A 13,350-nucleotide genomic window follows, 5' to 3' on the forward strand; every position below is an offset into this window, starting at 1 on the left:
GGGCCTGTGGATCAGGCGATTTTCTTCAGGCCCTTCGCATAGCGAACGGCGTTTTTCACATAGTGCTCGGCACCGTGGCGCAAGCGGGCGGCGTCTTCGTCGCTGATCGTGCGCATGACCTTGGCGGGCGAACCGAAGATCAGCGAGTTGTCGGGAAACTCCTTGCCCTCGGTCACGACGCTGCCGGCGCCAACGATCGAGTTGCGGCCGATCTTCGCGTTATTCAAGACCACCGCCTGGATCCCGATCAGCGAGTTGTCGCCGATGGTGCAGCCGTGCAGCATGACCTGGTGGCCGATGGTGACGTTCTCGCCGATGGTCAGCGGGCTGCCGGGATCGGAATGCAGCGTCGACATGTCCTGCACGTTGCTGTTGCGTCCGATGGTCATGGTCTCGTTGTCGCCGCGCAGCACGGCGCCGAACCAGATGCTGGCGTTGTCGCCCAGCCGCACGTCGCCGATGACCTCCGCACTGTCGGCAACCCACGCGCCGGTACCGAGTTGCGGCGCAACGCCGTCGAGTTCATAGAGGGCCATCGTGGAGTCTCCGGGGCAAAAACTAGAATTGTAGGGATGCACCCCCGATTGAGCGCGCTGGCGGCGCTGCGACTGACCGATCCTGAACAAAAGGTGGCTGCAACACACGCTACCGTTGCGCTGGCCGCTACCGATTCCATAGCAACTGCGCCGATCCGCACCGAGGGCGACGATCTCGGCGTGCCGGGCCGCCCCGAACGGCCGCTGCGCGTGGCCGCCACCGCCGTGCAGAAACGCTCGCCCTTCACGCCCGAGGGCCGGGCCGCGCTGATCCATTCGATCTGCCACATCGAGTTCAACGCGATCAACCTCGCGCTCGACGCGGTATGGCGCTACGACGGAATGCCCGAGGCCTACTACCGCGACTGGCTGCGCGTGGCCGACGAAGAAGCATTGCACTTCACGCTGCTGCATGCGCACCTGCAGGACATGGGGTATCGCTACGGCGACTTCCCCGGCCACGACGGGCTCTGGAACATGTGCGAGAAAACGAAGGACGACGTGCTCGCCCGCATGGCGCTGGTGCCGCGCACGCTCGAAGCGCGCGGGCTCGATGCCACGCCGCTGATCCAGGCCAAGCTGAAGCGCGTGAACACACCCGATGCGCTGCGCGCGGTCGAGATCCTCGACGTCATCCTGCGCGACGAAGTGGGCCACGTGGCCATCGGCAACCACTGGTACCGCTGGCTGTGCGACGGCGCGGGCCTCGATGCCGAAGCGACCTACCCCGCGCTGGTGGCGCGCTACGACGCGCCGCGGCACAAGCCGCCTTTCAACCTCGAAGCGCGCAGGCGGGCGGGGTTCAGCGCTGAGGAATTGCGCCAGCTCTCGGCGACGGCGCACCCGGACAAGCGCTGAAGGCCCGTGGCCTATGCCGGCCGCGCGTGCACCACCAGCTTCGGCGTGAAGTACTGGAGCACCTCGCCGTGCTGGTTGCGCGTCTGGCAGCGCATCGTCACCATCGCCCGGCCGGGCTTGGAGCGCGAAGGCGTGATGTCGAGCACTTCGCTCACCACATGCAGCACGTCGCCGGGTCGCGTCGGCTTGGGCCATTGCAGTTCGCCGCCCGAACCGATGATGCCGTCCGCCAAGGGAATGCCACTGTCGACCAGCAGCTTCATCGTGAGCGCGGCCGTGTGCCAGCCGCTTGCCGCAAGGCCGCCGAAGAAGGTGCTCTTTGCGGCCTCTTCGTCGGTGTGGAAGGGCTGCGGGTCGAACTGCTGCGCGAAGGCCTTGATCTGTGCCACGTCGAGCAGGTGTTCGCCGCTCTGGAAACGGTCACCGACCTTCAGGTCTTCAAGGTACAGCTTGGCCATGGGGGTCTCCTCGTTGTGACGGACTTCCCATTCTCGGACGATCAGACGCGCTCGAGGATGGTCGCGATGCCCTGCCCTCCGCCGATGCATTGCGTGGCCAGCGCAAAGCGGCCCTTCTCGCGCACCAGCAGCGACGCCGCCTTGCCCGTGATGCGTGCGCCGGTCGCGCCGAGCGGATGGCCGATGGACAAGCCGCCGCCGTCGAGGTTGATCTTTGCGGGGTCGAGGCCCAGGTCGCGGATGCAGGCCAGCGCCTGCGACGAGAACGCCTCGTTGATCTCGATCACGTCGAGGTCGGCTGCGCTCAGGCCGGCGCGCGCCAGTGCCTTGAGGGTCGCGGGGATGGGGCCGATGCCCATGATGGCCGGATCGACGCCCACGGTCGCGAACGACCTGATGCGCGCCAGCGCCTGCAGGCCGTGCTTCGCGGCGAAGGCATCGCTGGTGACGAGCACCGCTGCAGCGCCATCGGTCAGCGGCGACGAGGTGCCGGCCGTCACCACGCCGTCTGGGCGGAACGCGGGCTTGAGGTTCGCCAGCGCCTCGGCCGAGGTGGTCGGCCGGATGCAGCCATCGGCATCGACGATGTCGCCGGAGACGAGGCGCACCGGCACGATCTCGCCCGCCAGCCGGCCTTGCGAGCGCGCTTCGGCCGCCTTGCGGTGCGATTCCACCGCGAAGGCTTCCTGGTCGGCACGGCTCACGCTCCAGCGCTGCGCCACGTTCTCGGCCGTCTCGCCCATCGAGATATAGGCATCGGTGCTCTCCTTCAACTCGGGGTTGGGCGAGAAGTTGAAGCCGCCCTGCGGCACCATCGTCATCGACTCCACGCCGACGCACAAAAAGGCCTCGCCCATGCCTGCCTCGATCTGCGCGGCGGCAATGTGCACGGCCTGCATCGACGAGCCGCAGAAGCGGTTCACCGTCATGCCGCCCACTTCGTGCGGCAGGCCGGCCAGCAGCCCGACGATGCGCGCGAGGTTGTTGCCCTGCGAGGCTTCAGGGTACGCGCAGCCGAGGATCAGGTCTTCGAGCAGCGCAGGGTCGAGGTCCGTGCGCTGCAGCAGGCCGCGCACCACGCCGGCAGCCAGCGTGTCGGGCCGCACCTCGGCGAGGGAGCCCTTCTTCGAGAAATGGAAGGGGGAACGAGCGTAGGCGGAAATGACGGCTTTCATGAAGGTTCTCCAGCAAATTTAAACTACCATCCAATCGGTAGGTATCGAGGTCAAAAAATAAGCACGCCGTGGCGTGCCCGCGTTGGGCCGGGCGGTCAGCCCGGCAATGAACTCCTGAGTTGCGCGATGGCTTCATCGAAGTCGTCCACGCGGCCCGTCATGCGCGCCGACAGCAGCGCGCCCTGACAGACGGAAAACACATAGGCGGCCAGCGAAGCGACCGAGGTGCCCTTCTTTCGCGCCGGCATCAGTGCGCCCAGCACCCCGGTGAGCCACGTCACCTGCGTATTGCGCAGTTCCTGCACGGCCTGGCGCAGTTCGTCGTTGATCACGCCCCATCCGGGCGCCAATGCTCCCGCTGGACACATGCCCGATCCCGCCTTCAGCGTGTTGCGGTACATGCGGAAATACGATTCGAGCGCGTCCTTGGGCTCGCGCGCCCGTGCCGCGTCCCAGTCCTTGAAGCTCTGCGTGGCCCCGCGGATCACCGCGATGCCCAGCGCCTCCTTGGTCGGAAAGTGGTGGTACAGGCTGGCCTTGCGAACGCCGACCGCGTCGGCCACATCCTGGAAGCTGAAGCCCAGGTAGGAACGCGTTTCGATGAAGCCGCGCGCCACCGCGAGGATCTGCTCGCGGGTGCTGCCGGCGACAAGGGCTGTGGCGGGGGTCATCTACCAACTATAAGGTAGGGAATTTCAAACCGCAATCAGCAGGGTCAATCCGCCTTGATGGCCGCGGCCTTGATGATGCGGCCGTTGCTTTCGAACTCGCTGGCGATCTCTTTCGCAAACGCAGCCGAAGTGCCGCCGGTCGGCACGTTGTCGGTGGCCATGAGCCTGGCGCGCAGCTCGGCGCTGGCCAGGGCCTTGTTAATCTCGGCGTTGTACCTGGCAATCAGCGCGGGCGGCGTGGCCGCGGGTGCGAAGACGCCGAACAGCGAATTGATGTTCGCCGCGCTGTAGCCCAGTTCGCCCAGCGTGGGCACCTGGGGCAGGCTCTCGAGCCGCGCCGGCGCACCGACGGCCAGCGGACGCAGCTTGCCCGACTGGATGTGGGACGTGAGCGTCGGACTCGCATTGGTCGAGAGAATCTCGAACTGCCCGCCGATGGCGTCGTTCAGCTGCTGGCCGCCGCCCTTGTACGGCACGTGCGTGATGTCGACCCCCGCCGCCGAGCGCAACTGCTCCAGCACGATATGGCCTAGCGAAGCCGGCCCCGACGTGGCCCAGCGCAGCGCGCCCGGCTGCACCTTCGCATCGGCGATGAGCGCGCGGAAATCCTTCGCCTTGCTGGCCGGCGTGGCGATCAGCAGCACCGGCGAATACATCACGCTCGCCACCGGCGCGATGTCCTTCAATGGATCGAAGGGCAGCTTGCCGAGGTGCGGGCTCAGCACCAGCGGGCTGATCGCCGAGAAGCCCAGCGTCGCGCCATCGGGCGCGGCCTTGGCGACGGCGTCCATGCCGATGGCGCCGCTCGCGCCGGCCCGGTTGTCGACGATCACCGTGACGCCCAGTTGCGCCGCGAGCCTGTCGCCGAGCGCACGCGCAACGACGTCGCTGACGCCGCCCGCGGGGTACGCCACGATGAGGCGCACCGTCTTGGGAATGGCCTGTGCGTGCGCACCCGAGGCAGCGCACAGTGCCGCGGCTGCGAGGAGCCGGGTTGCCGTGCGGTGCGAAGGCTTCGAGGAAGCGAGGAAATTCATGAGGATTCCTGTCGATCGTCTACGTGGGTTGCATCGGTCCAGCGGCGGCTTGCGCTCGCGAATGAGCCTGGACCCTTCCACCGCATTGTCGGCCCTGGCGAATCAGCGATGTTGAAGCAGGCGCGCCAGCGTCATCGCATTGCCGGGCCGCGGGCTTGTGTGGTGCGCTCAGCCGCGCGGATGATGCTGCGCGTGCAATTGCTTCAGCCGCTCGCGCGCCACGTGGGTGTAGATGGTGGTGGTCGAGATGTCGGCATGGCCCAGCAGCAACTGCACCGCGCGCAGGTCGACCCCGTGGTTCAGCAGGTGCGTGGCAAAGGCATGGCGCAGCGTGTGCGGCGACAGCGGCACGTGGATGCCCGCCGCGGTGGCGTGCTTCTTCACGATGATCCAGAACATCACGCGCGTCATGCCGGCGCCGCGTGCGGTCACGAACAGGTCGGACGTCTGTTGCCCGTCGAGGATGAGGGGGCGCGACTCCTCGAGATAGCGCTCGATCCAGCGCCGCGCCTCACCGCCGAAGGGCACGAGCCGTTCCTTGTTGCCTTTGCCCAGCACACGCAGCACGCCGTCGTTGAGGCTCATGTCGATGGCCTTGAGCGCCACCAGTTCACTCACGCGCAGGCCGCTCGCGTACATCAGCTCGAGCATCGCGCGGTCACGCAGGCCGAGCGGCGATTCGACGTCGGGCGCGGCCAGCAGGTCGTCGACCTGTTTTTCCGACAGCGTCTTGATGGCGCGCGGCATCTGCCGCGCTGGCGCAAGCCGGATGCTCGGGTCCGCCACGACACGGCGCTCGCGCAGCGCCCAACGGTAGTAACGCTTGAACACCGTGAGCCGGCGATTGGCCGAAGTGGCCTTGCCCTTGGTCGACAGGCGTGCACCCATGTAGGCTTGCAGGTCGGTCTCTTTCGCGGCATCGAGCCCGGCACCGTTGCGCTGCGCATCGAGCCACTGCGCGAACAGCGCGAGGTCGCGGCGGTAGGCGGCCAGCGTGTTCTTCGACAGGCCGTCTTCCAGCCAGAGCGCGTCGATGAAGTCGTCGATATCGGATGTCTGCGTCTGTATCTGCGGAGAGGCCTCGGTCATGCCGTGCAAGATAACAAAAGAAAAAGCCGCCCGGCATGCGGGCGGCTTCGGGGTGCGGGAAAAAAATCTTCAGTCGAGCTTCAGGTTCTGCTTCTTCACGACCTGCTTGTAGACCTCGTACTCGGCCTTGATCTGCGCGGCGAACTGCTCCGGCGTGTTGGCGACGATCAGCGAGCCCGTGTCCTCGATGCGCTTGCGCACGGCCGGGTCTTCCACCGCCTTCTTCACGCCGGCGCTGATCTTGTCGACCACTTCCTTCGGCAGGCCCTTCGGGCCGAGGATGCCGTAGTAGGCCATGCGATTCACCGGCTCCAGACCCACTTCCTTGAAGGTCGGCACGTTCGGCAGCGCGGCCAGGCGCTGCGGCGCCGACACCACGATCGGGATCAGCCGGCCGCTGGTGATGAAGGGCATGGCCGAGGGGATGTTATCGAACATGATCGGCACCTGGCCGGCCACCACGTCGTTCAGCGCCGGACCCGCGCCGCGGTACGGGATGTGCGTGATGAAGGTGTTGGTCAGGCTCTTGTACAGCTCCATCAGCAGGTGGCCGATACCGCCCGTGCCCGACGAGGCGTACGAATACTTGCCGGGATTCTTCTTGATCTCGGCCACGAACTCGGCGTAGTTCTTGGCGGGGAAGCTCGGGTTGACCGCGATGATGTTCGGCGTGGCCGCGATGTTGATGATCGGCGTGAAGTCGTTGATCGGGTCGTACGGCACCTTGGGGTTGATGGCCGGGTTGGCCGCCGTGCTCGACACCGTGGCAACGCCGAGCTTGTAGCCGTCGGGCGTCGCGCGCGCCGTTTCGGCCGCGCCGACGATGCCGCCGCCACCGGCGCGGTTGATCACCACCACCGGCTGGCCGAGCACCTTGCCCAGCGGGTCGGAGATCACGCGCGCCACGATGTCCGTCGTGCCGCCCGGTGCGAACGGAACGCTCAGCTCGACAGGCTTGTTCGGATAGCCCTGTGCAAAGCTCTGGCCCGCCACCGCGACCAGTGCCGCAGCTCCCACCAGCGTGCTCCATTGACGACGTTGCATCGAAAACTCCTTGATCTGATTGATGTCGAAAAACGAAGCCCGGATGCTAGCGGCTCAGGGGCAGTCCTCGTGCTGTGGATTACCCATGGTCAAGCGGGTTTATCCTCGAAGCGGTGAATTACGCTCAGCTGCTTTTCCCCGACTTCTCCCTCATCGCCATCGGTTGGCTCCTGTGCCGCTACACCGCCCTCGACCGCCGCGTGTGGGACCAGGTCGAGAGCCTGGTTTACTACTTTCTTTTTCCCGTGCTGCTGTTCCACTCGATCGTGCGCAGTCCGCTGGATTTTGGTGCCACGTCGAGCCTGCTCACGGCGGGCGTCGGCGTCGGTGTCTGCGGCATCGCGTTGGCCTACGCCCTGCCCTTCGTTCCGGGCCTGCGCACGCACATCGACCGGCGCGACCACGCGGCCAGCGCACAGATCGCCTTCCGCTTCAACTCGTTCATCTGCCTTGCGCTGGCGGAGCGGCTGGCGGGGTCTGAAGGCCTGCTGCTGATCGCGGTGCTCATCGGCGTTTGCGTGCCCATCTTCAACATCGCCGCCGTGTGGCCGATGACACGGCATGCGCAGACCGGATTCGTGCGGCAGCTCGTGCGCAACCCGCTGATCGTCGCAACGGTGGCTGGCCTGCTCGCGAATGTGCTGGGCCTTGCCGTGCCGACATGGGCGACGCCGACGCTGACGCGCATCGGGGCTGCATCGCTGGCATTGGGACTGCTGGCCGCAGGGGCGGGAATGAAGTTCTCCACGCTGGGGGCAGGCAAGGTGCTGGCCACTTCGGTGCTGGCGATACGGCATCTGCTGCTGCCGCTGGTCGCATGGGGGCTGGCGCTGGCATTGCGGCTGGATGCGACCCAGGCTTCGGTGCTGATGGCTTTTTCGGCTGTACCTACGGCTTCGAGTGCTTATGTGCTGGCTGCGCGCATGGGCTACAACGGGCCCTATGTGGCGGGGCTGGTGACGCTGTCCACCTTGCTGGGTGTCGTGAGCCTGCCGTTTGCCCTGGCGCTGCCCCGGTGAGTACCGTCCCCGAGCACAGGCTTATCCCCGCTGCAACAGGGCGGGCACGGACGAAGCCAGCATGGCCACTCCCGAAGCTGTCAGCAACCCGAGCACCAGCTTGCGGAACGCCACCTCGCTGATCCCGATATACAGCCGCGCACCGAGCAGGACCGGCACCGCGACGGCCAACGCGACCAGGCCCAGCAGCGGCACCACGGAGCGCTCGATGCTCCCGCTGAACACATGCACGGCAAACGCCACCATCAGCATCGACAGATTGAAGTTCTGGATCACTGCGCGCTGCGTGTCGCGCTGAAAGCCGCGCAGCGTGCACCAGAGCGTGGGTATGGCCCCCGAGAACCCACCGATGCCCGCCATCGCACCACCGATGGCGCCGGCCACTCCATCAGCCGCACGCCCACCGAACGAAACCTTCGGCAGATGCTGCGACATCAGCATCGCCGGGCACCACAGCACCAGCAGCACGCCGAGGCACAGCTTGAAAACGACAAGGTCGAGGTGCGGCAGCAGCCAGACACCGAACGGCACTCCCACCAGCCCGCCCAACACGAACGGCCAGAGAATGTTCCTGTCGAAAGAACGCCGCACGGTCACGGCCGCGATCACCTGCCCCGTGAGCGCCCCGAAAAGCGCAAGCACTGCCGCGAGCTGCGGCTCCAGCGTCCACGCCCAGACCGACATCGCCACCAGCCCGAACGCGAAGCCCGACAGGCCCTGCACGAAGCCCGCCAGCACGGCTCCGGCGATCACGTAGACGTACAAGGCTTGCATGCGGCCGATGATATCGACCGCACTTCAACCAGGAGAGCGCGGCTCAGGCCGAGACCGGCACCAGCACGGTACGCCGCACGCGGCGCACATTGAACGCGCTGGCAATCAGCACCCCCTGCACCAGCGCCAGCCCCACGATCACGCTCGTGTACTGCCCATGGTCCATCAGCCGCCCGAACACCAGCGGCGCCAGGGCCTGCCCGATGTCGAGCCCCGCATACACCACGCCGTAGACGCGCCCCGTCGCATTGGGCGGCGTCGACCTCTTCACCAGCAGGTCGCGCGACGGCCCGGCGACGCCCGAGACAAAACCCATGGCGCCGAACAGCACCGGCACCACGATCGGCGGAAAGCTCGCAAACGCCAGCACCAGCGCCAGTGCGGCCGCAATACCGAAGCCCGCACCCACAATGCGCTCGCAGCGCGACGGATCGGAAGCCAGGAAGCCCCCTACCACCATGCCCGCCGCGCTCGCGACCATGTAGACCGTGAGGCACACCGCCACCAGCGCCACCGGCACCGCATGCAGGTGCCCGGCGGCCACCGGCGCGAAGGTCTGCACCACGCTGATCACGGCGGCATAGAAGAAGAAGAAACCGAAGCACATCCACACAGCAGGAATGCGCAGGAAGTCGAACTCGCCGCCGACCGGCGCGGGCTCGCCCTGCCCCGTGGCCTTGTGCACGGCCGCCGCGTCGAGCGACAGCACGCTGCGGTACGCCCACAGCACCAGCAGCACCACGAGCGCCACGACACCCGCCGAGGCCAGCGCCACGCGCCACGAGTACGCGATGGCGATCGGCACGACGAAGGCCGGCGCCAGCGCCCAGCCCAGGCTGCCGGTGATGCCATGCACGCTGTAGGCGTGGCCCAGCCGCGTCGGCGCGACCTTGCGGTTGAACAGCGTGTAGTCCACCGGATGGAACACGCCGTTGCCGATGCCGCCGACCACCGCGCACACCAGCAGCATCCAGTAGCTCTGTGCCGCGGCGTAGCCGAAAGCCGCCAGGCCCAGCGCGCCCAGTCCGACGAACAGCACCGGCCGCGGGCCCAGCTTGTCGACGATGAAGCCCGAGGCCGCCTGCACCATGCACGAAACCACGAAGAACACCGTGAGCACCGCGCCCAATTCGACATAGCTCACGTTGAACGCGTCCTTGAGCCACGGGAACAGCGGCGCCAGGATGAGCTGGCTGAAATGGCTGACCGCGTGGGCCAGACCGACGAGTCCGATCAGCTTGGCGTCGGTGCGCAGGGTCGTGTTGGGAGGAGAAGCGGCGGTCGTTGACGAAGTGGAAGACATGGATTGCTACAAAAAAACGGGGCAGGGACCGATGCTATGCGCCGGGGACGCGGCAGAATGGCGATACAGCGACAACATTTGTCGAAACCATGCCAAGCGCCGCCTCACCCACCTCCAGGAGCACCGTGCCCGCCAGGCCGCGCGGCGCAGCCCCTGCCCCGATCACCAGCGTCGCCTCTCTCACGCCGCACCTCTACGCGCCGGACGCGGTGCGCCCGCTGCGCGCCAAGGAGCACTTCCTGAGCGCGGACACGCTGGTCGAGCTGCACGAGCATCCGTGGCCACAGCTCACTTTCTCCACCCGCGGCGTGATCCGCCTGAGCACGCAGGACGGCAGCTACATCGTGCCGCCCTCGCGCGCGCTCTGGGTGCCGGCCAACATGCCGCACAGCATCACGCTGATCGAGGACGCCGAGCTGCGCACCGTCTACCTGCACGCCTGGATCGCCCCCACCTGGGAAAAATGCGAGGTGCTCGAAATCAGCCCGCTGCTGCGCGCGCTGATGCTCGCGCTCGACACCACGCCCGACGGCCTGCCGCCGTCCGACCCGCATGCACCGCAGCGCGAACGCATGATCGCGCCGCTGCTGATCGACGAAGTGGAGCGCGCCACGCAGATCCGCATCGACGTGCCGCTGCCCACCGACAAGCGCCTGCGCCAGCTTTGCGAGGCGCTGCTGCGCAACCCGGCCGACCGTGCCACGCTGGCCGAACGCGCCGCCACCATCGGCGCCAGCGAGCGCACGGTGGCGCGCCTGTTTCGCGACCAGCTCGGTATGAGCTGGCAGCAATGGCGCCAGCAGGCCGTGATGGCGCATGCGCTGCCGCTGCTGGCACGCGGCATGGCCGTGAGCCAGGTGGCTGCCGCCAGCGGCTATGCCACCGACAGTGCCTTCTGCGCGATGTTCAAGGCGGCCACGGGCCGCTCCCCGACTTCGTTCCAGCACCGCAAGCGCCCTGCCCCCACCTGACACGGCGGGGGCATTGCGGGGGATCGTCATGGCGCTCTGGCAAGATCGGCGGCCGACAACACCATGCACTCACCGATCCCCCTGCACATGGCGCCCGACGCCGGGCCTCCCACCTGGACCGCCGAGATCTGGCTGCGCATCCGCCGCCATTTCCTGCTGAAGGCGGTCGGCACCACGGTCTTCACGTGGCTGTTCTTCATCGGCTATTTCCACCTGCTGCGCAACCCGGCCTTTCCGATCGCGGTGATGCCGCTGACGCCGCTGGACCACCTGGTCCCGTTCCAGCCCTACACGCTGGGCGCATACCTTTCGCTCTGGGTATATGTGGGCGTCGCGCCGGGCCTGCAGCTCACGTTCCGGGAACTGGTGGTCTACGGACTGTGGATCGGCGCACTCTGCATCACGGGCCTGGGCCTCTTCTACTTCTGGCCGACCCAGATCCCCCCCATGGCCATCGACGCCGCAGGCTACCCCGGCTTCGCGATGCTGCAGGGCGTGGACGCGGCAGGCAACGCCTGCCCCTCGATGCATGTGGCCGTGGCCATCTTCACCGCCATCCGCATCGAGCATGTGTTGCGCGAAGCGCGCACGCCGGCCCTGTGGCGCGTGCTGAACTGGACCTGGTTCGCCGCCATTGCCTACTCGACGCTGGCGGTCAAGCAGCACGTGGCGCTTGACGTGGCGGCCGGCGCGCTGCTGGGCATGGCCTTCGCACTGCCCTCTCTGCACTGGCGGCCGAAACCGCGTTTGCGAGGGGATGTCCCTCGCGTGGGAGCGGATATCATCGACGCTCACTGACCACACTCACCACTGGCCGACGAGGAAGGGATCGATTCAATGGCACCCGCACAGGGTGGCAATCGATCAGCGGCACATGACGACAGGCATTGCACGATGAGTTCGCTGAAGGAATTGCAGGACCTGATCCACGAGAAGTACGGCATCGAACCGTCGAAGCTCGACCCCCACGCTTCGATGCGGGAAACCGGCGGGCTCGATTCACTCGCCCTCGCGGAATTTCTGTTCGCCATCGAAGACCACTTCGGCATCACCATGCCCGACGAGGACGCGAGCATCGACACCCTGGCCGAACTCGCGCTGCTGGTCGACAAGGTCCGGGCCGCCAAAACCGCGTGAACCACGAGGTCGCCGTCACCGGGCTGGGCGTCATGGCGCCGCATGGCGGCGAGCCCGACACGTTGTTCCAGGCCCTGCTGCAAGGCCGCTCGGCCATCCAGCCGGTCTTTCCGGATCTACCCAAGCCGGCCGCCGCGGCCACCGCGGCCTTCGATGAAACCCGCTGGTTCACCAAGCTGCAGCTCGCAGGCGTCGACCGCGTGAGCCAGCTGGCCGTGGCCGCCGCCGACATGGCGATGCGCGACGCGGGCCTCGGCATCGCCGACACCGATCCCGAGCGCGTGGGCGTCTTTGCCGGCTGCGGCATGGGCGGCGCCGCGGCGCTCGAAGCGGCCTACCGCGGCAACGGCCGCGTGTCGCCTCTCACGATTCCCGCCTTCATGCCCAATGCGCCGGCCGCCCATGTGGCGATGCGCCAAGGCGTGCAGGGACCGGTGCTCACCTACTCCGTCGCCTGTGCCTCTTCTTCGGCTGCGATCGCCGAAGCGGCCAAGGCCGTGCAGCGTGGCGAAGTCGACGTCGCCATTGCCGGCGGCAGCGAAGCGCTGATCGTGCCGGGCGTGGTCGTGGCCTGGCAGGCCATGCAGACGCTGGCCACCTTCCAGCCCGGCGAAGCGGCCGGCGCGGTGCGGCCCTTCGCCACCGACCGCAGCGGCTTCGCGCTCGGCGAGGGCGCGGCCTTCCTGATTCTCGAATCCGCCGAGCGCGCACGCGCCCGCGGCGCCCGCCGCTACGCCACGCTGGCCGGCTGGGGCCTGAGCAGCGACGCCACCCATCTCACCAAGCCCGACGCCCCGGGACAGGCCCGCGCACTGCGCGCCGCACTGCGCCAGGCCGGCCTGCAGCCGCGCGACGTGGGCTACTGCAATGCACACGGCACAGCCACGCGCATCGGCGACGTGGTCGAGCGCAATGCGCTGGCCGATGTGTGGGGCGACCATCTCGACGCGCTGCGCGTGAGCTCGACCAAGGCGCTGCACGGCCACATGCTCGGCGCGGCGGGCGCGATCGAAGCGCTCGTCACCGTGCTGGCGCTGCACCAGCGGCAGCTGCCGCCCAATGCAAACTGCCGCGAGATCGATCCGGACTGCAGCCTGAACCTCGTGACGCCGAACGAATCAGCGACGCCCTTGCTCGAGGCCGCCATCAGCAATTCGTTCGCCTTCGGCGGCACGAACTCCGTGCTGCTCTTTCGCCGCGCCTAGCTGTGAAGCGTCAAGAGGTTGTTTCTTGACGAGTTGAGTCTGGACATAGGCGCGATACCGCCGATGCCGCTGT

At 67.4% G+C, this 13,350-nt stretch carries 15 protein-coding genes; 6 read left to right on the forward strand and 9 right to left on the reverse strand.

What is annotated here, in order from left to right; genetic code table 11:
* Positions 1 to 11 precede the first annotated feature (11 nt).
* Complete coding sequence (locus tag ACCC97_RS12255; protein WP_007830877.1) at positions 12 to 536, reverse strand: gamma carbonic anhydrase family protein; 525 nt, start codon at positions 534 to 536, stop codon at positions 12 to 14.
* 36 nt (positions 537 to 572) lie between these two features.
* On the opposite strand from ACCC97_RS12255, the gene ACCC97_RS12260 reads away from it, so the two are divergent.
* On the forward strand, positions 573 to 1,394 hold the full coding sequence (locus tag ACCC97_RS12260) for a ferritin-like domain-containing protein (protein WP_413333019.1): 822 nt from the start codon (positions 573 to 575) through the stop codon (positions 1,392 to 1,394).
* Positions 1,395 to 1,405: 11 nt separating this feature from the next.
* Here ACCC97_RS12260 and ACCC97_RS12265 read toward each other — a convergent pair whose 3' ends face one another.
* The 6 genes from ACCC97_RS12265 to ACCC97_RS12290 all read right to left on the reverse strand — a co-directional run bounded on the left by ACCC97_RS12265 (position 1,406) and on the right by ACCC97_RS12290 (position 6,868).
* Positions 1,406 to 1,852, reverse strand: a complete 447-nt coding sequence (locus ACCC97_RS12265) for a MaoC family dehydratase (RefSeq protein ID WP_007830874.1) — start codon at positions 1,850 to 1,852, stop codon at positions 1,406 to 1,408.
* 41 nt (positions 1,853 to 1,893) lie between these two features.
* A complete protein-coding gene (locus ACCC97_RS12270) occupies positions 1,894 to 3,027 on the reverse strand; it encodes a thiolase family protein (RefSeq protein WP_007830873.1) in 1,134 nt (377 codons plus the stop codon).
* A 95-nt stretch (positions 3,028 to 3,122) separates the two neighbouring features.
* Positions 3,123 to 3,698: a TetR/AcrR family transcriptional regulator gene (locus tag ACCC97_RS12275; protein ID WP_413333021.1), complete on the reverse strand. Its 576-nt coding sequence runs from the start codon at positions 3,696 to 3,698 to the stop codon at positions 3,123 to 3,125.
* Positions 3,699 to 3,742: 44 nt separating this feature from the next.
* Positions 3,743 to 4,735, reverse strand: coding sequence for a Bug family tripartite tricarboxylate transporter substrate binding protein (locus ACCC97_RS12280; RefSeq protein ID WP_007830868.1), 993 nt, complete (start codon positions 4,733 to 4,735; stop codon positions 3,743 to 3,745).
* A gap of 168 nt (positions 4,736 to 4,903) precedes the next feature.
* Complete coding sequence (gene xerD / locus ACCC97_RS12285) at positions 4,904 to 5,824, reverse strand: site-specific tyrosine recombinase XerD (protein ID WP_007830866.1); 921 nt, start codon at positions 5,822 to 5,824, stop codon at positions 4,904 to 4,906.
* Positions 5,825 to 5,893: 69 nt separating this feature from the next.
* A complete protein-coding gene (locus ACCC97_RS12290) occupies positions 5,894 to 6,868 on the reverse strand; it encodes a tripartite tricarboxylate transporter substrate binding protein BugE (RefSeq protein WP_007830864.1) in 975 nt (324 codons plus the stop codon).
* Between the two features lie 101 nt (positions 6,869 to 6,969).
* Between ACCC97_RS12290 and ACCC97_RS12295 the strand changes: the two genes are divergently transcribed.
* Positions 6,970 to 7,887, forward strand: coding sequence for an AEC family transporter (locus tag ACCC97_RS12295; protein WP_193386539.1), 918 nt, complete (start codon positions 6,970 to 6,972; stop codon positions 7,885 to 7,887).
* A gap of 21 nt (positions 7,888 to 7,908) precedes the next feature.
* Here the strand turns inward: ACCC97_RS12295 and ACCC97_RS12300 are convergent, their stop codons facing one another.
* Both ACCC97_RS12300 and ACCC97_RS12305 read right to left on the reverse strand, forming a co-directional pair.
* Positions 7,909 to 8,661, reverse strand: a complete 753-nt coding sequence (locus tag ACCC97_RS12300; RefSeq protein WP_007830858.1) for a sulfite exporter TauE/SafE family protein — start codon at positions 8,659 to 8,661, stop codon at positions 7,909 to 7,911.
* Positions 8,662 to 8,704: 43 nt separating this feature from the next.
* Positions 8,705 to 9,964 (reverse strand): MFS transporter, encoded by a 1,260-nt coding sequence (locus tag ACCC97_RS12305; protein ID WP_007830857.1) that lies wholly within the window; start codon positions 9,962 to 9,964, stop codon positions 8,705 to 8,707.
* 89 nt (positions 9,965 to 10,053) lie between these two features.
* On the opposite strand from ACCC97_RS12305, the gene ACCC97_RS12310 reads away from it, so the two are divergent.
* The 4 genes from ACCC97_RS12310 (at position 10,054) to ACCC97_RS12325 (ending at position 13,277) form a co-directional block, all read left to right on the forward strand.
* On the forward strand, positions 10,054 to 10,935 hold the full coding sequence (locus ACCC97_RS12310) for an AraC family transcriptional regulator (protein WP_042673022.1): 882 nt from the start codon (positions 10,054 to 10,056) through the stop codon (positions 10,933 to 10,935).
* Positions 10,936 to 10,998: 63 nt separating this feature from the next.
* Positions 10,999 to 11,733, forward strand: coding sequence for a phosphatase PAP2 family protein (locus ACCC97_RS12315; protein WP_413333024.1), 735 nt, complete (start codon positions 10,999 to 11,001; stop codon positions 11,731 to 11,733).
* A gap of 96 nt (positions 11,734 to 11,829) precedes the next feature.
* Positions 11,830 to 12,072, forward strand: a complete 243-nt coding sequence (locus tag ACCC97_RS12320) for an acyl carrier protein (RefSeq protein WP_007830850.1) — start codon at positions 11,830 to 11,832, stop codon at positions 12,070 to 12,072.
* Positions 12,069 to 13,277, forward strand: a complete 1,209-nt coding sequence (locus tag ACCC97_RS12325; protein WP_007830848.1) for a beta-ketoacyl-[acyl-carrier-protein] synthase family protein — start codon at positions 12,069 to 12,071, stop codon at positions 13,275 to 13,277. Before ACCC97_RS12320 ends, ACCC97_RS12325 begins: the two co-directional genes overlap by 4 nt.
* Positions 13,278 to 13,350: the final 73 nt, after the last annotated feature.

The organism is Variovorax sp. Varisp85 (genome assembly GCF_047304045.1).
In the GTDB taxonomy this organism is placed as follows: domain Bacteria; phylum Pseudomonadota; class Gammaproteobacteria; order Burkholderiales; family Burkholderiaceae_C; genus Variovorax.